Genomic DNA, 21024 nt, shown 5'->3' with positions numbered 1-21024 from the left:
GCACCGGTGCTCTCGGATCGCGAACGCGACGGCGTGCTGAGCGGCGTGCGGGTCGCGGATTTCTCCCGCGTGCTCGCCGGACCGTACGCGACGATGATGCTCGCCGACTTCGGCGCCGACGTCATCAAGGTGGAACCCCCGGGCGGTGACGACACGAGAGCGTGGACTCCACCGGTGGATGCGCGCGGCCAGTCGACGTACTTCTCCGGCGTGAATCGCGGCAAGCGATCCCTGGTGCTCGACCTCACCCGCGACGAGGACGCTGCGGCCGCGCGCCGACTCGCGCGGGAGGCGGACATCGTCGTCGAGAACTTCCGGCCCGGGGTCATGGCGCGCTTCGGGCTCGACTTCGACTCGGTGCGGGCCGAGAACCCGTCGGCGATCTTCTGCTCCATCACCGGTTTCGGCGGAGGCGGGGGAGCGGCGCTGCCAGGTTACGACCTCCTCGTGCAGGCCGTCGGCGGACTCATGAGCATCACGGGCCCGGTGGACGGTGAGCCGAGCAAGGTCGGCGTCGCGCTCGTCGACGTGCTGACTGGGCTGAACGCGGTCACGGGCATTCTGCTCGCCCTGCGCGAGCGCGAGCGGTCTGGGACGGGTCAGCGCGTGGAGGTGGACCTGATGACGAGCCTGCTGTCGGCGCTCGCCAATCAGGCATCGAGCACGCTGGCGACGGGCCGGGCTCCCGCACGGCTCGGCAACGCGCATCCGAGCATCGCCCCGTACGAGCTGTTCGACGCGAGCGACCGTCCGCTCGTGATCGCCGTCGGCAACGATCGGCAGTTCGCAGCACTTGTCGGGGTCCTCGGCGCTCCTGGCCTCGCTGGAGACCCGCGCTTCAGCACCAACCAGCTCCGCGTGCACAACCGCGAGGCCCTCCGTGCGCTCATTGCGGCGAGGCTGGGGGAGCGCGCGGCCAGCGAATGGGTCGAGCTCCTGACGAGTGCACGCGTGCCGGCCGGCCTCGTGAACGACGTCGCCGAGGCGTTTGCGTTCGCAGAGGGCCTTGGCCTTGAGCCTGTCGTGGAACTGGGAGCAGGAGCTGGGGAATCGGTGCGGTTGACGGCCAACCCCATTCACTTGTCGCGGACGCCGGCGGTGTACGGACAGCAGGCACCAGATCTTGGCTCCGCGGGCACGTCCGTCGACTGGCGATAGCTTCCCGGTTACGCAACCGTGACCCTCGCAGAGCCGCTGTTGCAGAAGCGTTGTCGCTGGTTGGGGGGCCGCATCCCGGTGTCGGGCTAGCGTCACAGGACCGCACATCATCGAGTGCGGGACGAACACGGAGGCCCCATGAGACCGTCGACCGTCGAGCACAGTGTGCGGGCGAGCACGCCATCTGCAGACGTGCCGGGGACCACACCACGTCCCGCTTGGTGGCTCAAGTTCCTCGCCATCGCGACATTCCTCGCTGCCCTTCTCGTCGGCATCACACCGTGGCATGCGTTTGCACTCGTGCCGTGGGAGCCAGGGCCGTCCCTGCCCGAACCAGGAGCGTTCATGGACCGGTACGTCCGTCCCGGATTGCTCCTGGCGCTGTGGCCGGCCGGGGTTGTCGTGGTGGCGGTGTGCATGGTGGTGGCGCTGCGTCGCACACGGTCCGTGTCGCTGGCGGCGGTGAGCGTGGCAGCGGTGATCGCCGCCACGCATCTCGGCTTCACGTTGCTCTGGACGCTTGAGGCGGGGCGCACGATCGTTGCTCAGGTGGAGGTGCAGACGGAGGCCCCTCAGGCAGAACCCTCCGCACCTCCAGCGCAGACCTACTGGCCAGGTGAGGAGCCGTTGGATGAGCCCGGCGCCGTGACCTCGCTGTCTGCCGACCAGCTGCGGGCCGGCGTCCTCGACCTGCGTGACGCGACCGTGGCGACCATGGAGAGTCCCGTCCCCAACCTCATGGTCGGGCCCCTGGATGCCGAACCGGTCGAGATCGCCTGTGTGCCGGGCGGAGAGACGGGCGACTACCCGGACGAGACAACGTCGCGTGGAGTCGCGTACGAGGTGCAGTTGAGTGTGAGCGGCCCCGACACCGTCACGGACGAGCAGAACATCATCGAGCTCTGGAAGGCGCGGGGACTGACATACGACCGGGCCATGGGCACGAACTACGCGGGCGGCTCTACCGCACAGGCGATCGACCAGGTCAGGATGCGGGGCGACGCCCAAGGCTGGCTCAACATCACCGTCACCAGCCACTGCTCGCCAAGCGACTGAGGGGCAACGATGAATCCGAAACTCGACGATCGTACGGATGCACGCAGTCGGCATTCCTCCGGGGACGTGCAGATTGCGAAGACCGTCATCGTGCTCGCGCTGTTGACGCTCTGCATTCCGCTGTTCGCCGCCATCTGGCTCGTGCTCCTCTCACCGGGGGCCATGCCGCAGCCGCTCGGTGTCGCGCGGTTGCCATCGTGGGTCGGTTGGTTCCCCGTTCCCGAACCGCAGTCCTTCCTCACGATGCTCGGTGCGCTCGGCGTTCTCGTTGCCGCCGCTGCCGTCCCTGCTGTGCTGTCGAGCCTCGCGAAGCATCTTGCCGTCAAGCTGCGGAGCCAGGATGCGCAGCTCCTGTCCGGCACGCTGGTCACCGCACGCGCGGTTGCGCGCGTCTCTGCCATGGCGACGCTGCTCGTCGCGTGCCTGTTCATCACGGCCTCTGCTGCGGCCCTTCTCGGACCTCAAATGTCGGCGCTCGGGACGACCTGGCCGTCCGGAGCCGACGAGGAGTATGCGGGCAGCGCCGACGAGGAAGGCGGTGACGGGGCATTGATCGCGGACACGGCGGAGGGTGACGCGGCCTACGCGCTGACGCGGGTGACGCCGGAGCAACGGCAGGGAGTTCTCGCGCTCGCGGAAAGCACCATGGCGTTGGTCCCGACGGCCGAGTACGTGCGGGACTCCGCGGGTACCGAGCCGCTGCTCGTCACGGCGACCACTTGCGGTGCTGGTGATGAAGCGGGCGTCGCCGTCAACGTGACCTCGTACTTCCAGACCGATGGGACTGCCTTCGATGGTGAGGCGGTTCGCGCGTTGTGGGCTGAGCATCCGCTGGTCGTGCGGGGCACGATGAGCGAGATCATCGGGGAGTCCGAGTCCGCCTCGAACGTGCGCTTCGCGATTCTCTATTACGACACCGATGGGGTCTACGTGCTCAGCCTCTCGGGAGCCTGTCGCGCCCTCGAGTGAGTGCCCTCGGCGGCGAGAAGGAGCCGGGCGCGTAGACTCTCCTGATGCGCAAGAGCATCTACAAGACACCCGCCGAGCTCGCGGCGATGGTGCCAGCCGGCCGGATCACGGCACTCGCCCTCGATGCCGTCGCCGAGGCGATCCGTCCGGGGGTGACGACGCTGGAGCTCGACGGCATCGCCGAGCGCGTCGTCCGCGAGAGGGGCGCAGTGCCGAACTTCGCGTTGGTTCCGGGGTACCGACACACGATCTGCGCCTCCGTCGACGACGCGGTTGTCCACGGTATCCCGGACGACAAGCCGCTCACGGCGGGCCAGCTCGTCTCCATCGACGCCGGGGCCATGTTCGAGGGCTGGAACGGCGACTCGGCCCGAACGTTCGTCGTCCCCGGCGAAGCAGCGGACACGAACGCGGTGGCTGACGGGTCGCGTCTCAGCGAGGCCTGCGAGCGCTCGCTCTGGGCGGGCATCGCGAAGCTGGCGACCGCTCGGCACCTCGCCGAGGTCGGAGCTGCCGTCGAGGAGTCCATCGAACAGTCCGGTGACTACGGCATCCTCGAGGACTTCGCGGGGCACGGCATCGGCCGCAGCATGCACGAGGAACCGACCGTGCACAACATCCGCGTCTTCGGGCGCGGGCCGGTGGTCAAGCCTGGCCTGGCCATCTGCATCGAGCCCATGATCACGCTCGGGGGCCCTGACGTCGTCATCGATGACGACGACTGGACCGTTCGCTCAGCGGACGGCTCGCTCGGGGCCCATTGGGAGCACACGATCCTGGTGCACGCCGACGGCATCTGGGTCTCCACCGCCCATGACGGGGGAGCGGCGGGTCTCGAGCCGTTCGGAGTCGTCCCCACCCTGCCGGCCGGCGCGGGAGCCTGACCTCCATCGGCGGTGCGGCCCCGCACTTGCACTCCACGGGGAGACGGCCTAGAGTTGACGCTTGGTGTCTTTTGCGTTGCGTTCCCGCGCGCGTAGGCACCGTCCATCCGCACGACCAGCGTGCATTCAATAGCAAACGACAGTGAGGCTATGGCCAAGAAAGACGGCGTCATCGAGATCGAGGGTTCGGTTGTCGAGGCATTGCCAAACGCAATGTTCCGCGTAGAACTCTCGAACGGACACAAGGTTCTTGCTCACATCTCGGGCAAGATGCGTCAGCACTACATCCGCATCCTTCCCGAGGACCGCGTGATCGTGGAGTTGAGCCCGTACGACTTGACCCGCGGCCGCATCGTCTACCGCTACAAGTAGGCACGCTGTAAGGAACGGCTGGGCAGACGTCTGCCCAGCACGAGGCCAGCGATCACAGAAGGAACTTCAATGAAGGTCAACCCCAGCGTCAAGAAGATCTGCGACAAGTGCAAGGTTATCCGCCGCCACGGTCGCGTCATGGTCATCTGCGAGAACCCGCGCCACAAGCAGCGCCAGGGCTAATCGCTCGGGACTCACCTCGCCGGCCAGTTCAGGCGCGCGAGACGTCCCATGGGTGCACACGCGCCCGACGTCACAACTGAATACGAAACAGCACCAGTAAGAACCGCCGGGCTCAGCCCAGGCGGGGACACCTTCGGACCGAGGCCGGGGCCCATCCGGTGCATCACACCTCAACCCACAGGAGAAATCCCATGGCACGTCTCGCAGGCGTCGATCTCCCACGCGAAAAGCGCGTTGAGATCGCACTCACCTACATCTACGGCGTCGGCCGCACGAGCGCCCTCAAGGCACTCGAGGACACCGGCATCGACGGCAACATCCGCGTCAAGAACCTCGACGACGAGCAGCTGGTTCAGCTCCGCGACTACATCGAAGGCAACTTCAAGGTAGAAGGTGACCTCCGCCGTGAGGTCGCAGCTGACATCCGCCGCAAGGTCGAAATCGGCAGCTACGAGGGTCTCCGCCACCGCCGCGGCCTTCCCGTGCGCGGTCAGCGCACGAAGACGAACGCTCGTACCCGCAAGGGCCCGAAGCGCACGGTCGCCGGCAAGAAGAAGGCACGCTAGTCGCCGCCGCGACAGCGCCCGCAGATTTCGTAGGAGAGAAAAATGGCTACCCCAAAGAGCGCCGCTCGTAAGCCGCGCAAGAAGGACAAGAAGAACGTCGCAGTGGGCCAGGCTCACATCAAGTCGACCTTCAACAACACGATCGTGTCGATCACCGACCCGTCCGGCGCTGTCGTCAGCTGGGCTTCCTCCGGTGGAGTCGGCTTCAAGGGCTCGCGCAAGTCGACGCCCTTCGCCGCGCAGCTCGCAGCCGAGGCTGCAGCTCGCCAGGCGCAGGAGCACGGCATGAAGAAGGTCGACGTCTTCGTCAAGGGACCGGGCTCCGGTCGCGAGACCGCGATCCGCTCGCTTCAGGCCGCAGGCCTCGAGGTCGGCTCGATCAACGACGTCACCCCTCAGGCACACAACGGCTGCCGCCCTCCGAAGCGTCGCCGCGTCTAGCCTCCCGTCCGCCGCGAGGCTCTCCCGCGAGGGAGGGCCTCGTGGCGGATGTTCGGCGTCCCCGCTCGAACTCCACACCCGGTCGACGACGTGCGTCGGCTGAATCGCCAAGTGTCATATAGCGGACACTTTGCCGAAAGGAACCCATAGTGCTTATCGCACAGCGTCCAACGCTCACCGAGGAAAGCCTCTCCGAGAACCGCTCGAAGTTCACGATCGGACCACTCGAGCCCGGCTTCGGCTACACCCTCGGCAACTCACTGCGTCGCACCCTGCTGTCCTCCATCCCCGGAGCAGCAGTCACGAGCATCCGTCTCGACGGTGTCCTCCACAAGTTCACCACCATCCCTGGTGTGAAGGAAGACGTCACCGAGATCATCCTCAACATCAAGCAGCTGGTCGTCTCCAGCGAGCACGATGAGCCGATCACGGCCTACCTCCGCAAGACCGGAGCGGGCGAAGTGACGGCGGCTGACATCTCAGCACCTGCCGGTGTCGAGGTGCACAACCCGGAGCTCGTCATCGCGACGCTCAACGACGACGCCAAGTTCGAGCTCGAGCTGACGATCGAGCGCGGCCGCGGCTACGTCTCGGCGACCCAGAACCGCAACGAGTTCTCCGAGGCCGGTCAGGTACCGATCGACTCGATCTACTCGCCGGTCCTCAAGGTCACCTACCGCGTCGACGCGACCCGTGCCGGTGAGCGCACCGACTTCGACAACCTCGTCGTCGACGTGGAGACGAAGCCGGCCATCTCGCCGCGCGACGCGATCGCATCTGCCGGTCGCACGCTCGTCGAGCTCTTCAGCCTCGCTCGCGAGCTGAACGAGCAGGCAGAGGGCATCGAGATCGGCCCAGCGCCGGTCGACGCCGTCCTCACCAACGAGCTCTCGATGCCGATCGAAGATCTCGACCTCTCCGTGCGCTCGTACAACTGCCTCAAGCGCGAGGGCATCAACACGGTTTCCGAGCTCGTCGCTCTCAGCGAGACGCAGCTCATGAACATCCGCAACTTCGGTCAGAAGTCGGTCGACGAGGTGCGCGACAAGCTCACCGAGCTCGGCCTCTCGCTCAAGGACTCGGTTCCCGGGTTCGAGGGTGCTCACTTCTACGGTGCCGGCGACGACACCGGCGAGTACGTCTAAACAGACCTGCCCGCCAGACCGACTTCACACGAAAGAGAATGACGAATGCCTAAGCCCAACAAGGGTCCTCGCCTCGGAGGCGGCCCCGCACACGAGCGCCTCATGCTCGCTACGCTCGCGGCGCAGCTGTACACGCACAAGCGCATCCAGACGACCGAGACGAAGGCCAAGCGCCTCCGTCCGCTCGCTGAGCGCCTGATCACCTTCGCGAAGCGCGGAGACATCCACGCTCGCCGTCGCGTGCTGCAGATTGTCACCGACAAGACCGTCGTGCACGAGCTCTTCACGGAGATCGCACCGCAGATGGAAGGTCGCGAAGGCGGGTACACCCGCATCATCAAGACCGGCTACCGCAAGGGCGACAACGCCCCCATGGCAGTCATCGAGCTCGTCCTCGAGCCCGTCACGCCGAAGGCATCCGCAGTGAAGACGGCTCCGGCCGCCGCACCTGCAGAGCCTGAGGTCGACGAGCCCGCGACCGACGAGGTCGACGCAGCCGCAGGCGACACGGAGGCTTCCGAGCCCACGTCCGACGGCGGAACGCAGCCTTCCGAGGCTGCAGACGCCGCTGAGTCGGACGCTGACGCGAAGGCCGACGACGCCAAGTAGTCGAAGCTGATCGTCGAAGCCCCCGAGCAATCATCGAGATTGCTCGGGGGCTTCGTCGTGTCGTCGATAAACCGGTTCGGTTGAGGGAGGATGGGCGCATGGGGCACGGACGAGGAAGCACACGGTTCCGTTTGGACATCGCCTACGACGGGTCCGCGTTCAGCGGGTGGGCGGCGCAGCCGGAACTGCGAACGGTGCAGGGCGCCCTCGAGGACGCCATCAGGCTCGTCGCACGAGAGCTTCCCGATGGTCCGCTGCTCACGGTCGCGGGCCGAACAGACGCTGGAGTCCACGCGACGGCGCAGGTCGCGCACCTCGACCTCGACGCCCTCGGGGTCGAGAACGTCCGACGTCGGTCCAGCGACGAGGTGTCCGACATCCTGCTCCGTCGGGTGAACGGGGTCCTCGGTCGAGACACCGACGTCGTCCTCGCGGCGGTGGCGCCTGCGCCGGAGGGGTTCGACGCTCGGTTCTCGGCGATCTCCCGGAGCTACGAGTTCCGCATCGCAGATCGCCGAACGCCTCCGAACCCCATCGAGCGGCACCGCACGGCCGTCGTCCCGCGAGAGCTCGACGCGGGCCTCATGCAGGTGGCCGCAGACAAGCTCATCGGCCTCCACGACTTCGCCGGCTTCTGCCGACCGCGCCCGAACTCGACGACGATCCGGACCCTGCAGCGCTTCGACTGGGTCCGCGACGAGCAGGGCGTCGTCGTCGCGAAGCTCGAAGCGGATGCCTTCTGCCACTCCATGGTCAGGTCCCTCGTCGGCATGTGCGCTGAGGTCGGTGCCGGGCGCATCCGGCACTCGGACGTGCCTTCGCTGCTCCAGGCGACGGAGCGAAGCAGCGCCTTCCCCGTCCTGGCGGCGAAGGGGCTCACGCTCACGGGAGTGGGCTACCCGGCGGACGCTCATCTCCGTGAGCGCCAGGCCGTGACGCGGGCGCAGCGGCCCGCCCTCCGTCTGGTGGAGCCACTCACCTCGCCTGCGGGCATCGCTGACCGATCTACATCTCTCGACTGATTCCCAGGAATCCTCCGAGGGTCCAGACTGGGGTCATGGTCGACCTCATCAGCTACGCGGCGCTGGCCCTGCCTGTCGCCGTCTTCGCCGTGCTGAGCGTGGTCGGCAGGCTGTGGCCCCGAGCCATCGTGCCTGCGGCTTGGTCGGCTCTCGGGGTTGCAGTCCTCGTTCTGGCGTACGCGCTGCTCAGCATCCTGATGCCGGCACTGGACCCAACCGACCCCGACGTCTTCCTCGGCTCCTTCTTCTTCTCCGCGTCGCTCATCGCTGGGGGAGTTGGGACAATGCTCATGGTCGGCGTCTTCGGTGCGGCCGCCCGGTTCAGGACGGTTCGAGCGCGACGCCTCGCCGCTCCGTCGGTTTGAGATTGCGCCCAGGCGACCACTGACGTAAGCTACTCAAGTTGTCTGCACTCCGGTGTCGGCTTCGAAGTTGAGCCCTCGACGGTGACGTTCGTGGTGAGGCCTCCCCGGGAGAACCCTTCCCGGAGGCTCAACCGCAACCATCACGACCGAGTGGGATTCACGACCTCCTCATTTCGACGAAAGGTGCACATCCATGCGCACGTACACACCAAAGGGCGGTGACATCACCCATGACTGGGTGGTCATCGACGCGACTGATGTCGTTCTCGGCCGGCTCGCAACCCACGCGGCAGCTCTGCTCCGCGGCAAGCACAAGGCAACCTACGCTCAGCACGTTGACATGGGCGACTTCGTCGTCGTCATCAACGCAGAGAAGGTCGCGCTGACGGGCTCCAAGCTCCAGAAGAAGCTCGCCTACCGCCACTCGGGCTACCCGGGTGGACTGACGGCGACCTCCTACACGGAGATGCTCGAGAAGCACCCGACGCGCGCCGTCGAGAAGGCGATCCGCGGCATGCTCCCCAAGAACACGCTCGGACGCAACCAGCTCAAGAAGCTCAAGGTCTACGCAGGTGCAGAGCACCCGCACGCAGCCCAGCAGCCGAAGCCGTACGTCTTCGACCAGGTTGCCCAGTAGCGGCCCGAGCTAGGAAAGAGAACACAGTGGCAACCATCGCAGAGTCCATCGAGCAGCCGCAGAGCTACTCGACCGAAACCCCCGAGGCAGAGGCGGCCGTCCAGGCTCCTCGTCCGGCGCTCACCGTTCCCGGTGCAGCCGTCGGCCGTCGCAAGCAGGCAATCGCCCGCGTGCGCCTCATCCCGGGAACCGGCACCATCACGGTCAACGACCGTGACATCGCCGACTACTTCCCGAACAAGCTGCACCAGCAGCTGATCAACGACCCGTTCACGATCCTGAGCCTGGGTGGCGCATACGACGTCATCGCACGCATCTCGGGTGGCGGACCTTCCGGTCAGGCCGGCGCGCTCCGCCTCGGCATCGCACGCGCTCTCAACGAGATCGACCGCGAGAACAACCGCCCCGAGCTCAAGAAGGCTGGCTTCCTGTCACGCGACGCTCGCGTCAAGGAGCGCAAGAAGGCTGGACTCAAGAAGGCCCGTAAGGCGCCTCAGTACTCGAAGCGCTAAGTCCAGACATTTCGAATGCCTAGGCTTTTCGGAACGGACGGGGTTCGTGGGCTTGCGAACGACCACCTCACGGTCGAGCTCGCCCTCAGCCTCGCCCAGGCCGCTGCCATCGTGCTCGCGACATCAGCTCGCGAGCACGGGCGGCGGCCTCGTGCTGTTTTAGCCCGCGATCCGCGGGTTTCAGGTGAGTTCATCTCTGCTGCCGTGGCGGCGGGACTCGCCTCCTCTGGTGTCGACGTACTCGACGCGGGAGTCATCCCGACGCCGGCCGCGGCGTTTCTCACCGCCGAGATCGGGGCCGACTTCGGCGTCATGATCTCGGCGTCCCACAATCCTGCGCCCGACAACGGCATCAAGTTCTTCGCTCGCGGCGGTCGCAAGCTCGCCGACGACCTCGAGAACCAGATCGAGGCGCTCCTCGGCGGGGAGAAGCTGACCCCGACGGGAGCTGGGGTCGGAAGCATCGAGCGTTTCGCCGATGCCGAAGACCGCTATGCCCTGCACCTGCTCCGCAGCCTGCCGCTCCGCGAAGACGGCACCTCGCCGCTGCGTGGACTCCACGTGGTCCTCGACTGCGCGCATGGTGCTGCTGCCGGCGTCTCGCCCGAGGTCTTCACCGACGCGGGCGCTCAAGTCACGGTCATCGGCAACGCGCCGAACGGACTCAACATCAATGAGGGTGTCGGATCGACGCACCTCGGCGAACTCGCTCGCACGGTCACGGAGCTCGGGGCGGACCTGGGCATCGCCCACGACGGAGACGCAGACAGGTGTCTTGCCATCGACGCCGACGGCAAGGTCGTCGACGGCGATCAGATCATGGCCATCCTGGCCGTCTCCATGCGTCGGCGCGGCGCGCTGCGCGAGGACACCCTCGTCGCCACCGTCATGTCGAACCTCGGCCTCAAGATCGCGATGCGCGAAGCCGGCATCCGCATGATCGAGACCAAGGTCGGTGACCGGTATGTCCTCGAGGAGCTCAACGAGCGGGGGCTCGCCCTCGGCGGGGAGCAGTCCGGACACGTCATCCTCACCGACTACGCCACGACGGGAGATGGCATCCTCACCGGTCTGCACATCGCGGCCGAGATGCGGCGAACCGGCAAGACGCTCGCCGAGCTCGCGTCCGTCATGCGCGTGTACCCGCAGGTGCTCATCAATGTGCCCGGCGTGCGCAAGGAGGATTGCGCGAGCGACGAGCCGCTGCAGGCTGCAGTCGCCCAGGTCGCCCTCGAACTCGGTGAGACCGGACGTGTCCTGCTGCGGCCATCCGGAACGGAGCCGCTCGTACGCGTCATGATCGAGGCGGGGGAGCAGGAGACCGCACAGCGTCACGCGGAGGCCCTCGCCGCAGTCGTCCGCGAGCGGTTGGCCCTCTAAGGTCAGGGCTCCGCGAGGTCTCTGATCTCATGCCGCTCGGACCGAGTCTCAGAACGAGGTCCCGCCCCACCGTCATCTGGTGGAGCGGGACCTCTTTCTCGTTCTGCGGGACACCTCTTGCCCTGCCAGCTTCGAAGCGGCGAACCTCAGAGAGCCTCTCGGTCAGGGTTACCACCCGAGTGTGAGAAAGAAACAAGCGCCGAGGCAAAGTTTTGGTGACAATCTCGCATCTGGGGCTTCTCGCGTAGATAAGCTCAACACGCGGAAATCCCGCCACACCTAAGGAGCTCTCCATGATCGAACGCAAGATCACCGTCGCCTCGGAGCACGGACTTCACGCACGTCCCGCCGCGATCTTCGTGCAGGCTGCCACCGAAGCCGGCGTCCCGGTGACGATCGCCAAGGGCGACAAGAGCGTCAACGCGGCCAGCATCCTCGGCGTGCTCTCGCTTGGCGTGTCCAAGGGTGACGAGATCACCCTCTCCGTCGACGGCGACGAAGCTGTCGCCGACCAGCTCGTGACTCTCCTGGAGACCAACCACGACGCTTGAGCCGCCGCGCGCGCTCATGGCCGTTCGGCCAATTCTTGAAATCCGGGAACGGTCGCACTGACCCCACCCCTCCTATCCCCGCGCATGGGGATTGCTTGGAGCAATAATGACTGCAGAAGCCACAACGACTGAACGCAAGGGTGCCCGCGTCGGCGTCCAGAAGTTCGGTGCGTTCCTCTCCGGCATGGTCATGCCGAATATCCCGGCGTTCATCGCCTGGGGCCTCATCACCAGCCTCTTCATCGAGACCGGCTGGCTGAACGAGCTGTTCCCCGCCAACGGCCAGCTCTGGGGCACCCTCGGTGGCTGGGCGATCGACCCCGCGACCATCACCGACGAGACCCCGGATGGAACGCCGTTCATGGGGCTCGTGAGCCCGATGATCACGTACCTCCTGCCTCTCCTCATCGCCTACCAGGGCGGCAAGATGGTCTACGACACGCGTGGTGGCGTCGTCGGTGCCATCGCGACCATGGGCGTCATCGTGGGCGCGGGCATCCCGATGTTCATCGGCGCCATGATCATGGGTCCGCTTGCAGCGTGGATCATGAAGAAGGTCGACAGCATCTGGGACGGCAAGATCCGTGCCGGCTTCGAGATGCTCGTCAACAACTTCTCGGCCGGCATCCTCGCGATGCTGCTCGCTCTCGGCGGGTTCTTCGCGATCGCCCCGGTCATCACGTGGCTCACGGAACGCCTCGGCGAGGGCGTCGATGCGCTGGTCAACGCAGGGCTCCTGCCCCTCGCGAGCATCCTCATCGAGCCCGCGAAGATCCTCTTCCTCAACAACGCGATCAACCAGGGAGTGCTCACGCCTCTCGGTGTCGCGCAGTCGGAGGAAGCCGGGAAGAGCATCCTGTTCCTCCTCGAGGCGAACCCGGGCCCCGGCCTCGGTCTGCTCCTCGCGTTCTGCTTCTTCGGCGTCGGCGTCGCTCGCGCGAGCGCACCCGGCGCAGTCGTCATCCAGTTCCTCGGCGGCATCCACGAGATCTACTTCCCGTACGTGCTCGCCAAGCCCGCTCTGATTCTCGCCGTCATCGGTGGTGGCGCGACGGGTGTGCTCACCAACGTCATCTTCGACTCGGGCCTCGTCGCTCCGGCATCTCCCGGCTCGATCTTCGCGATCATGATCATGACCGCCCAGGGCAGCCACCTCGGTGTCATCCTGTCGGTCCTGTTCTCGGCGGCGGTCACGTTCGCGATCGCCGCGGCGATCCTGCTCAGCTCACGCAAGAAGGACCTCGCTGCAGAGGCCGCGGGAGGCAACGGCTTCGCCGATGCCGTCGCCAAGACCGAGGCCAACAAGGGGAAGAAGTCCGACGCACTGTCGGGTCTCTCCTCGCAGGCCGCTGGCAGCTCCGTCGACACGAGGGTCATCACCAACGTCGTCTTCGCCTGTGATGCCGGTATGGGGTCGAGCGCGATGGGAGCGTCCGTCCTCCGCAACAAGATCAAGAAGGCGGGAATCGAAGGGGTCAACGTGAAGAACGTCTCGATCGCGAACCTCGACGCGACCCCCGACCTGATCGTCACCCACCAGGACCTCACCGACCGCGCGAAGCAGAAGTCTCCAGACGCCATCCACGTGTCCGTGGAAAACTTCATGAACAGCCCCAGGTACGACGAGGTCGTGGAACGGCTCTCCAACCAGTGAGTCGCACCTTCGACTGACCCAGGCCCCGAGCTGGACCATCCAGCTCGGGGCCTCCTATCGGAAGGAACGCAGAAAATGGCAGAAGTACTGAGCCTCGACAGCATCCGCCTCGGCGGAACCGCGCGCACGCGAGAAGAAGCCATCACGGAAGCGGGCGAGCTGCTCGTCGCGGCTGGCGCCGTGACGCAGGACTACATCCAGGCGATGCACGACCGCGAGCAGAGCGTCTCGACGTTCATGGGCAACTACCTCGCCATTCCGCACGGCACGAACGAGGCCAAGGACTCGATCCTCGGCTCCGCGCTCTCCGTCGTCCGGTACGACGAGCCCATCGACTGGGGCGGAAACGAGACCCGCTTCGTCATCGGCATCGCAGGCAAGGACGGGGGCCACCTCGAGATCCTCTCGAGCGTCGCCATCGTGTTCAGCGACGAGGACAACGTCGAGGCGCTCCTCAAGGCGGAGACGCCGGAAGAGCTGGCTCAGCTCCTCGGGGACGTGAACGAGGAATGAAGGCAGTCCACATCGGCGCGGGCAACATCGGTCGCGGCTTCATCGGGCTCGTCCTGCATGAAGCCGGGTACGACCTCGTCTACGCCGACGTCAACGCCGACCTCATCGGCGCGCTCCAGGCCGTCGACACCTACACGGTGCACGAGGTCGGGCCGGCAGCCAAGAGCCACGTCGTCGATCGCTTCAGGGCGATCAACTCGGCGACGCACGAGGACGAGGTCGTGCAGGAGATCGCCACTGCCGACGTCGTCACCTGCGCTGTCGGTCCGAACGTGCTCCGCTTCATCGCGCCCGTCATCCGCAAGGGCCTCGCGGCCCGCGCAGCTGACGCGCCGAAGCTGGCTGTCATGGCCTGCGAGAACGCGATCGGTGCCTCCGACACGCTCAAAGGGCTTGTCCTCGAGGGTGCCGAGGAGCTCGACGCCCGCGCGGTCTTCGCCAACACGGCAGTCGACCGTATCGTCCCGGAGCAGGCGGTCGAGGGCGTCGACGTCACCGTCGAGGACTTCTTCGAGTGGACGATCGACCGGACACCGTTCAACGGTGCCGAGCCGAGCATCCCGGATGCCCACTTCGTGGACGACCTGAAGCCGTTCATCGAGCGCAAGCTCTTCACGGTGAACACGGGCCACGCGACGATCGCGTACCACGGCTTCGTGGCGGGCGCGACGAACATGCAGGACGCGCTCGCCATCTCGGCGGTCGCGTCCGAGGTCGAGGCCGTGCTCGGTGAGACGAGTCGCGTGCTCGTGACGCAGTTCGGGTTCTCGGAAGAGGACCACGCCGAGTACGTCGCCACGACGCTCTCGCGCTTCGCCAACCGCGACCTGCCGGACCAGCCCGCGCGCGTGGGCCGTCAGCCGTTGCGCAAGCTCTCCGCGAAGGAGCGCTTCGTGCGGCCCGCTTCGGAGGCCGAGGCCGCGGGACTCCCGTACGACGCGCTCGTGCGAGCGATCGGTGCGGCCCTCCGCTTCGACTTCCCGGCCGATCAGGAGAGCGTCGAGCTGCAGCAGAAGCTCTCGACGCTCGACGCGGAGACGTTCACGCGGGAGGTCACCGGCCTCGAGGGCGGCGCGCTCTTCGCGGCGGTCGTCGCCGAGGTCGCGCAGGCGCAGGCCGAACGCGTGGCAGCGTGATGCTCTGACAGCTCGCCTGTCGTGACGAAGCCTCTCCCGGGTTCACCCGGGAGAGGCTTCTTCAGGTTTTCTCGGCATTGCCGGGACTGACGGGTGGCAGCTGAGAGCATGGCGCGGCGCCAGCTGTGGCGGGGGAGGGGTGCACGGGCCCCCGGCCGCTCAGACCTTGCGGAGCAGGACGCTGCGGACCGTGTGGTCGCTCGACTTCCGCAGCACGAGCTGAGCCCGTGACCGAGTCGGCATGACGTTCTCGCGCAGGTTCGGGCCGTTGATGCGCGACCAGATGCTGCGGGCGTGCTCGATGGCCTCGTCCGTGCTCAGATCGGCGAAGCGACGGAAGTACGAGCGCGGGTTGGTGAACGCCCCTCGCTGCAGCGAAAGGAAGCGCTGCTCGTACCAGCGCGCGATGTCCTCTGATCGGGCGTCGACGTAGATGGAGAAGTCGAACATGTCGCTCACCGCCAGCGAGTGAGCGCGGGGCGGCTGGAGCACGTTGAGGCCCTCGACGATGAGGACGTCCGGGCGGTTGACGACGATCTCAGCATCCGGCACGATGTCGTAGCTCAGGTGCGAGTAGAACGGCGCTCGAGCCTCCGCCGCGCCGCTCTTGACCTTCGTGATGAATCGCAGGAGTGCACGCTGGTCGTACGACTCGGGGAAGCCCTTGCGCTCCATGAGCCCGCGTCGCTCGAGCTCGGCGTTCGGGTAGAGGAAGCCGTCCGTGGTGACGAGCTCGACCCGGGGTGTGTCCTCCCAGCGTCGGAGGAGCTCGCGAAGCAGCCTCGACACGGTCGACTTGCCGACGGCGACCGAGCCGGCGACGCCGATGACGAAGGGGGTGGAGGCGCTGCGCTCGCCGAGGAAGCCGCTCGTCGCACGGTGCAGCGAGCGAGCGTTCGAGACGTACAGGTTGATGAGGCGGGAGAGCGGCACGTACACGTCGCGCACCTCGTCGAGGTCGAGGTGGTCGCCGAGGCCGCGCAGCCTGATGAGGTCCGATTCGTCGAGCGCCATCGGCGTCGACGGTGCGAGGTCGGCCCAGTCCTGGCGGAGGATCTCGACGAAGGGCGAGTCTCCTCCGCTGCGCGGAATCTGACCAGTTGCGGACATAGAAGGCGAGTCTAGTGCGGTGTCCGACCCCGCAAGAGCGGTGCCCCTAAGATGGCCCGTATGTGCGGAATTGTTGGTTACGTTGGTCCACGAGAGAGCCTTGACATCCTGATGGGCGGCCTCGCAAGACTCGAGTACCGGGGGTACGACTCCGCAGGTGTCGCGGTCATCGACGACGAGGGACGGATCGAGACCCGCAAGCGTGCGGGCAAGCTGAAGGTGCTGCGCGAAGACCTGGAGCGCAACGCGCTGCCGGACGGTCACACGGGCATCGGCCACACCAGGTGGGCGACGCATGGCGGTCCGACGGACGCGAATGCGCATCCGCACCTCGCAGATGACGGCAAGCTCGCCGTCATCCACAACGGCATCATCGAGAACTTCGCTGAGCTGAAGACCGAGCTCGTGGAGCTCGGCTACACCTTCGAGTCGGAGACCGACACCGAGGTCGCGGCCGTCATGATCGGCCACGTCTACCGCGAGGTGGGGAGCCTCGAGCAGGCGTTCCGCGCAGTGGTCCGCCGTCTCGATGGAGCCTTCACGCTCCTCGCAGTGCACGCCGATGAACCGGGCCTGATCGTCGGTGCGCGTCTGAACTCGCCGCTTGTCATCGGTCTCGGCGACGGAGAGAACTTCCTCGGCTCGGACGTGGCCGCGTTCGTCGAGTACACGCCCCGCGCGCTGGCCGTCGGCCAGGAGCAGATCGTGCTCGTGCGCCCTGACTCCGTGACCATCACGACGTTCGACGGAGAGCCCGCTACCGCAGAGGCCTTCGAGGTCTCGTGGGACGCGTCAGCTGCCGAGAAGGGCGGCTGGCCGAGCTTCATGGCCAAGGAGATCGACGAGGATCCCGAGGCCGTGGCGAACACGCTTCGCGGCCGGATCGTCGAGGGTCGCGTGCACCTTCCCGACCTCGACGCGCTCGGGGAGGACTTCTTCAACGACATCCACCGCATCATCATCGTCGCGTGCGGCACTGCCGCCTACTCGGCCCAGGTCGGTGCGTACGCCATGGAGAAGTGGGCACGCGTGCCCGTCCAGGTCGAGCTCGCGCACGAGTTCCGCTACCGCGACCCGGTGCTCGACTCCCGCACGCTGATCGTGTCGATGAGCCAGTCCGGCGAGACGATGGACACGCTCATGGCGGTCCGCTACGCGATGTCTCGCGGCGCGAAGACCCTCTCCATCTGCAACACGCAGGGAGCGACCATCCCGCGCGAGTCCGATGCGGTCGTCTACACGCACGCCGGGCCGGAGGTCGCTGTCGCGTCGACGAAGGCGTTCCTCGCCCAGATCACGGCCCTCTACCTGCTCGGCATCTACACGGCGACGATGCGCGGCACCATGGCGGCTGAGCGGCGCGAGGAGCTCCTGACCGAGTTCCAGACGATCCCGGAGAAGGTCCGCACGGTCCTCGGCGTTCGGGAGCGCATCCACGAGCTCGCGAACTGGATGGCGGACACCCGCTCTGTGCTGTACCTGGGTCGCAACGTGGGCTACCCGATCGCGCTCGAGGGTGCGCTCAAGCTCAAGGAGATCGCGTACATCCATGCGGAGGGCTTCGCCGCCGGCGAGCTCAAGCACGGCCCGATCGCGCTCATCGAGCCCGGCCAGCCGGTGTTCGTGATCGTGCCGAGCCCTCGCCACGACGACACGCTGCACCCGAAGATCGTGTCGAACATCCAGGAGATCCGTGCGCGCGGCGCCCGTGTGCTCGCGATCTGCGAGGTCGGCGACGCGGCCGTGCTGCCGTACGCGGACGAGGTCATCGCGGTTCCGCCGACGGAGCCCTTCTTCGAGCCGCTGCTCGCGGTCGTGCCGCTCCAGATCTTCGCGATCGAGCTCGCCACGGCGAAGGGGCTCGACGTGGATCAGCCTCGCAACCTGGCGAAGTCCGTCACCGTCGAGTAGCTGAGCGTGATCGTCGGTATCGGTGTCGACACGGTGGAGCTCGCGCGGTTCGCGCGGGCTCTGCAGCGTGCCCCGCGCCTCCGCGAGCGTCTCTTCGCGCCGGCGGAGCGCGACAGGTCGCTGGCGTCGCTCGGCGCTCGGTTCGCCGCTCGGGAGGCCGCGGTGAAGGCGCTCGGCGGCATCGGCTCGCTCAGCTTCCTCGACTTCGAGGTCGAGAGCGGGCCAGCTGGGCGTCCGGAGTTCGCCGTGACGCCCGCGCTGCGGGCGCACCTCGAGCTGGTGGGGGTCGATCACCTGCACCTCTCGCTGACACACGAGCGCACGACCGCGACGGCGTTTGTGATCGCCGAGCGTGCGGCAACGGCTGGGGCAGGCTCGTGAGCGGCGCTCGCGTCGATGTCGATCTCGACGCGGTCCGGGCCAACGTCCGGGCGATCGCGGATCTCACGCGCACGCCGCTCCTCGCGGTCGTGAAGGCGAATGCGTACGGACACGGGGCGCCCGAGGTGGCTCGTGCCGCGCTCGAGGGAGGTGCCGTGCGCCTCGGCGTCGTCGACCTCCGGGAGGCCCTCGCGCTCCGGGAGGCGGGCATCACCGCGCCGATCCTCGCGTGGATGCACGGGGCTCGCACCGACTGGCTCGCCGCGCTGGATGCGGAGATCGAGCTCGGCATCTCCTCGCTCGCGCAGCTCGAGCTCGTCGATATCGGACTGGGTCGTCTCGAGCACTCCGAGCGCTGCGTGGTCCTGCACCTCAAGCTCGACACGGGCCTCGGGCGCAATGGGATCAGCCCGGCGGAGTGGGAGTCGGCGTTCACGAAGGCGGCGGAGCTCGAGGGGCGTGGGCTCATCCGCCTCGAGGGATTGTTCAGCCATCTGGCTGGTGCGGGTCCTGACGCCGATCGTGCGCAGCTGGCTTCGTTCGAGCGTGCGCTCGAGCTCGCGGCTCGGCGTGGACTGACCCCGTCGGTGCGTCACCTCGCCGCGACGGCCGGTTCGATGTCGCTGCCGGAGGCGCGCTTCGATCTCGTGCGCCTCGGAGTCTCCCTGTACGGCCTCTCGCCGTTCTCCGCCGACACGGATTGCCCGGTCGAGTTGAGGCCCGCCCTGTCGCTGAGCGCCCCGATCTTCGAGGATCAGCGCGGCTTCAGGGTCGACCTCGGGCACGCTGCGGGTCTGCCGCCGATCGAGCCTGGCTCGCTGGAGCTCGCGGACGACACCGGTGCTCGCTGGAATGTCGTCGCCCTCGACACCCTCGAGCTGCGAGTCGAACCGCTCGAGGGAACCGTGTCGGCGTCCGCACGCCTGGACCGCAACGACGAGCCGCCTCGGCTGCTGGTCATCGACGCCGCACGCTCGGCGAGTGCGGACGCCTGGGCCTCGGCCGCCGGGACCATCAACTACGAGGTCGTCACTCGGTTGAGCTCCCGCATCCCGCGCCGCGCCTCGGGCGTGAGCTCTCCCGTCGAGCCTCACCGGGTGGCTGCGGTCGCCCCGGACGAGTCGGCGGCGCTCGCGCTCGCGCCCCGCCGCGAGCTCTGGGTCGACGTGGACCTGCTGCAGGCCCGCATGGGCGAACGGGCACGCGACCTCGCGGCGGCGCTGGGGAACGGCATGGGTGCGCGGCACGCGGCCAGGCTCTTCAGCGTCGACGTCTCCGTCGACGCGTACGGACTCGGTGGGGCTCTCGTGGCCGGTCTGGCACTCGAGCACGGCTTGCTGCCGCTCGTCGCGGCGAACGCGGACCTCGCGCACGTCGGGCAGGCGGCACGGTCGAGCACGCTCGTCGACCACGAGCGGACCAGGGATCCCGGCAGCCGCGGAATCTACGGCTTCGACGAGCCGAGCGCGCCGCTTCCCGTCGCGCTCACGACGGAGCTCGTGCACGTGAAACGGGTGACGGCCGGCCACGGCGTCTCCTACGGCTACGACTGGGTGGCCGAGGAATCCACGACGCTCGGGCTCGTGCCCCTCGGCTACGCCGACGCCATCCCGCGCAGGGTCGCGGGGCACGGTGAGGTTGTCGTCGGCGGCCAGCGTCGGCCGATCGTCGGCCGGGTCGCCATGGATCAGGTGGTCATCGACCTGCAGGACCAGGAGGCGTGGATCGGCATGCCGGTCTCGGTGTTCGGGCCCGAACCCGGCGATATCCACCTGCGAGAGTGGGCATCCTGGTCAGCAGTGTCACCGCAGGCGTTCGTTGCTGCGCTCGGGCCGCGGGTCGTGCGGCGGGAACGACACGATCAAGGAGGGGCGGATGGGTGTGGGCACTGACCTGACTCCGAGCATCACGGTGGAGCTCGCGACCGCGGAGGACATGGTCCGCGCGGGAGAACTCATCGGCGGGCTCCTGCTCGCTGGCGATGTGCTCGTGCTGACGGGGCCGTTGGGTGCGGGCAAGACGACGTTCGCGCGGGGTCTCGGGAGCGCGCTCGACGTGCGGGGCCCGGTCACGAGTCCGACGTTCGTGCTGGCGCGCACGCATCCTTCCCTCGGAGCGGGGCCCGAGCTCATCCACGTGGATGCGTACCGTCTCGGCGATCCGGCCGAGCTCGATGATCTCGGCCTCGATCTGGCAGCCAGCGTCACCGTCGTCGAGTGGGGGCGCGAAGCGGTTCCGCTGATCACCGACCGCTGGCTGGAGATCACGATCGACCGTTCCGCGGCATCCCCGCCGCTCGAGCCAGAGGCCGTCGATGGGCCCGGTGGTGTCGACTGGAGCGACGACGAGCCGTTGGACCCGCGCCGCGTCACGCTCACGGTCGCGGGCACGTGGGATCGTCCGAGAGCCGCCGCTCTCGTGGACGCGCTGCGGACCGAGTTCGGCGCAGCCCCCGCGTAGAATCACTCG

24 protein-coding genes are annotated in these 21024 nt (G+C 67.4%); 23 read left to right on the top strand and 1 reads right to left on the bottom strand.

Features of this window, described 5'->3' with window-relative positions; all coding sequences use genetic code 11:
- Window positions 1-6: 6 nt before the first annotated feature.
- The 19 genes from ITJ61_RS07855 (at window position 7) to ITJ61_RS07765 (ending at window position 15153) form a co-directional block, all read left to right on the top strand.
- Entirely contained in the window at window positions 7-1158 is a 1152-nt protein-coding gene (locus tag ITJ61_RS07855; RefSeq protein ID WP_258063888.1) for a CaiB/BaiF CoA transferase family protein, read from the top strand.
- Between the two features lie 138 nt (window positions 1159-1296).
- Window positions 1297-2214, top strand: coding sequence for a hypothetical protein (locus ITJ61_RS07850; RefSeq protein WP_194685916.1), 918 nt, complete (start codon window positions 1297-1299; stop codon window positions 2212-2214).
- Window positions 2215-2223: 9 nt separating this feature from the next.
- Window positions 2224-3183, top strand: a complete 960-nt coding sequence (locus ITJ61_RS07845) for a hypothetical protein (protein WP_194685915.1) — start codon at window positions 2224-2226, stop codon at window positions 3181-3183.
- A gap of 44 nt (window positions 3184-3227) precedes the next feature.
- The gene (gene map, locus ITJ61_RS07840) at window positions 3228-4067 is read left to right on the top strand and encodes a type I methionyl aminopeptidase (RefSeq protein WP_104307176.1); all 840 of its coding nucleotides are present in this window, start codon (window positions 3228-3230) and stop codon (window positions 4065-4067) included.
- 150 nt (window positions 4068-4217) lie between these two features.
- Entirely contained in the window at window positions 4218-4439 is a 222-nt protein-coding gene (infA, locus tag ITJ61_RS07835) for a translation initiation factor IF-1 (protein WP_066056559.1), read from the top strand.
- 69 nt (window positions 4440-4508) lie between these two features.
- Window positions 4509-4622, top strand: coding sequence for a 50S ribosomal protein L36 (gene rpmJ / locus ITJ61_RS07830; protein WP_008361054.1), 114 nt, complete (start codon window positions 4509-4511; stop codon window positions 4620-4622).
- Window positions 4623-4813: 191 nt separating this feature from the next.
- Window positions 4814-5188, top strand: coding sequence for a 30S ribosomal protein S13 (rpsM, locus tag ITJ61_RS07825; RefSeq protein ID WP_068479246.1), 375 nt, complete (start codon window positions 4814-4816; stop codon window positions 5186-5188).
- Window positions 5189-5230: 42 nt separating this feature from the next.
- Window positions 5231-5629, top strand: a complete 399-nt coding sequence (gene rpsK / locus ITJ61_RS07820) for a 30S ribosomal protein S11 (RefSeq protein WP_194685914.1) — start codon at window positions 5231-5233, stop codon at window positions 5627-5629.
- 149 nt (window positions 5630-5778) lie between these two features.
- Window positions 5779-6774, top strand: a complete 996-nt coding sequence (locus tag ITJ61_RS07815) for a DNA-directed RNA polymerase subunit alpha (RefSeq protein WP_104242647.1) — start codon at window positions 5779-5781, stop codon at window positions 6772-6774.
- A 45-nt stretch (window positions 6775-6819) separates the two neighbouring features.
- Complete coding sequence (rplQ, locus tag ITJ61_RS07810) at window positions 6820-7383, top strand: 50S ribosomal protein L17 (protein ID WP_104242645.1); 564 nt, start codon at window positions 6820-6822, stop codon at window positions 7381-7383.
- A 98-nt stretch (window positions 7384-7481) separates the two neighbouring features.
- Window positions 7482-8405, top strand: coding sequence for a tRNA pseudouridine synthase A (locus ITJ61_RS07805; RefSeq protein ID WP_194685913.1), 924 nt, complete (start codon window positions 7482-7484; stop codon window positions 8403-8405).
- A 35-nt stretch (window positions 8406-8440) separates the two neighbouring features.
- Window positions 8441-8770, top strand: a complete 330-nt coding sequence (locus tag ITJ61_RS07800; protein WP_104242641.1) for a hypothetical protein — start codon at window positions 8441-8443, stop codon at window positions 8768-8770.
- Window positions 8771-8963: 193 nt separating this feature from the next.
- The gene (rplM, locus tag ITJ61_RS07795; RefSeq protein ID WP_104242639.1) at window positions 8964-9407 is read left to right on the top strand and encodes a 50S ribosomal protein L13; all 444 of its coding nucleotides are present in this window, start codon (window positions 8964-8966) and stop codon (window positions 9405-9407) included.
- 26 nt (window positions 9408-9433) lie between these two features.
- Complete coding sequence (gene rpsI / locus ITJ61_RS07790) at window positions 9434-9919, top strand: 30S ribosomal protein S9 (RefSeq protein ID WP_104242637.1); 486 nt, start codon at window positions 9434-9436, stop codon at window positions 9917-9919.
- Between the two features lie 15 nt (window positions 9920-9934).
- A complete protein-coding gene (gene glmM / locus ITJ61_RS07785) occupies window positions 9935-11299 on the top strand; it encodes a phosphoglucosamine mutase (RefSeq protein WP_104242635.1) in 1365 nt (454 codons plus the stop codon).
- A 293-nt stretch (window positions 11300-11592) separates the two neighbouring features.
- Complete coding sequence (locus ITJ61_RS07780) at window positions 11593-11850, top strand: HPr family phosphocarrier protein (protein WP_104242633.1); 258 nt, start codon at window positions 11593-11595, stop codon at window positions 11848-11850.
- Between the two features lie 106 nt (window positions 11851-11956).
- Entirely contained in the window at window positions 11957-13504 is a 1548-nt protein-coding gene (locus ITJ61_RS07775; protein WP_181062982.1) for a PTS mannitol transporter subunit IICB, read from the top strand.
- Between the two features lie 75 nt (window positions 13505-13579).
- A complete protein-coding gene (locus tag ITJ61_RS07770; protein WP_181059421.1) occupies window positions 13580-14017 on the top strand; it encodes a PTS sugar transporter subunit IIA in 438 nt (145 codons plus the stop codon).
- Complete coding sequence (locus tag ITJ61_RS07765) at window positions 14014-15153, top strand: mannitol-1-phosphate 5-dehydrogenase (protein WP_194685912.1); 1140 nt, start codon at window positions 14014-14016, stop codon at window positions 15151-15153. Before ITJ61_RS07770 ends, ITJ61_RS07765 begins: the two co-directional genes overlap by 4 nt.
- A gap of 159 nt (window positions 15154-15312) precedes the next feature.
- Here the strand turns inward: ITJ61_RS07765 and coaA are convergent, their stop codons facing one another.
- Complete coding sequence (gene coaA, locus ITJ61_RS07760; protein ID WP_104242628.1) at window positions 15313-16263, bottom strand: type I pantothenate kinase; 951 nt, start codon at window positions 16261-16263, stop codon at window positions 15313-15315.
- 60 nt (window positions 16264-16323) lie between these two features.
- On the opposite strand from coaA, the gene glmS reads away from it, so the two are divergent.
- Genes glmS through tsaE form a run of 4 tightly spaced genes read left to right on the top strand, consistent with a single transcriptional unit; the run spans window position 16324 to window position 21015 of the window.
- Window positions 16324-18174: a glutamine--fructose-6-phosphate transaminase (isomerizing) gene (glmS, locus tag ITJ61_RS07755; protein WP_104242626.1), complete on the top strand. Its 1851-nt coding sequence runs from the start codon at window positions 16324-16326 to the stop codon at window positions 18172-18174.
- Window positions 18175-18180: 6 nt separating this feature from the next.
- Complete coding sequence (locus ITJ61_RS07750) at window positions 18181-18555, top strand: holo-ACP synthase (protein ID WP_104242624.1); 375 nt, start codon at window positions 18181-18183, stop codon at window positions 18553-18555.
- Window positions 18552-20447, top strand: coding sequence for an alanine racemase (locus ITJ61_RS20255; RefSeq protein ID WP_194685911.1), 1896 nt, complete (start codon window positions 18552-18554; stop codon window positions 20445-20447). Before ITJ61_RS07750 ends, ITJ61_RS20255 begins: the two co-directional genes overlap by 4 nt.
- Window positions 20431-21015, top strand: coding sequence for a tRNA (adenosine(37)-N6)-threonylcarbamoyltransferase complex ATPase subunit type 1 TsaE (gene tsaE / locus ITJ61_RS07740; protein WP_194685910.1), 585 nt, complete (start codon window positions 20431-20433; stop codon window positions 21013-21015). Before ITJ61_RS20255 ends, tsaE begins: the two co-directional genes overlap by 17 nt.
- Window positions 21016-21024: the final 9 nt, after the last annotated feature.

The sequence above is a fragment of the Pseudoclavibacter sp. VKM Ac-2888 genome (assembly GCF_015351285.1).
Classification (GTDB): domain Bacteria; phylum Actinomycetota; class Actinomycetes; order Actinomycetales; family Microbacteriaceae; genus Pseudoclavibacter.
The sequence above is the reverse complement of the archived record's forward strand: the minus strand, read 5'-3'. Positions and strand labels throughout refer to the sequence as shown.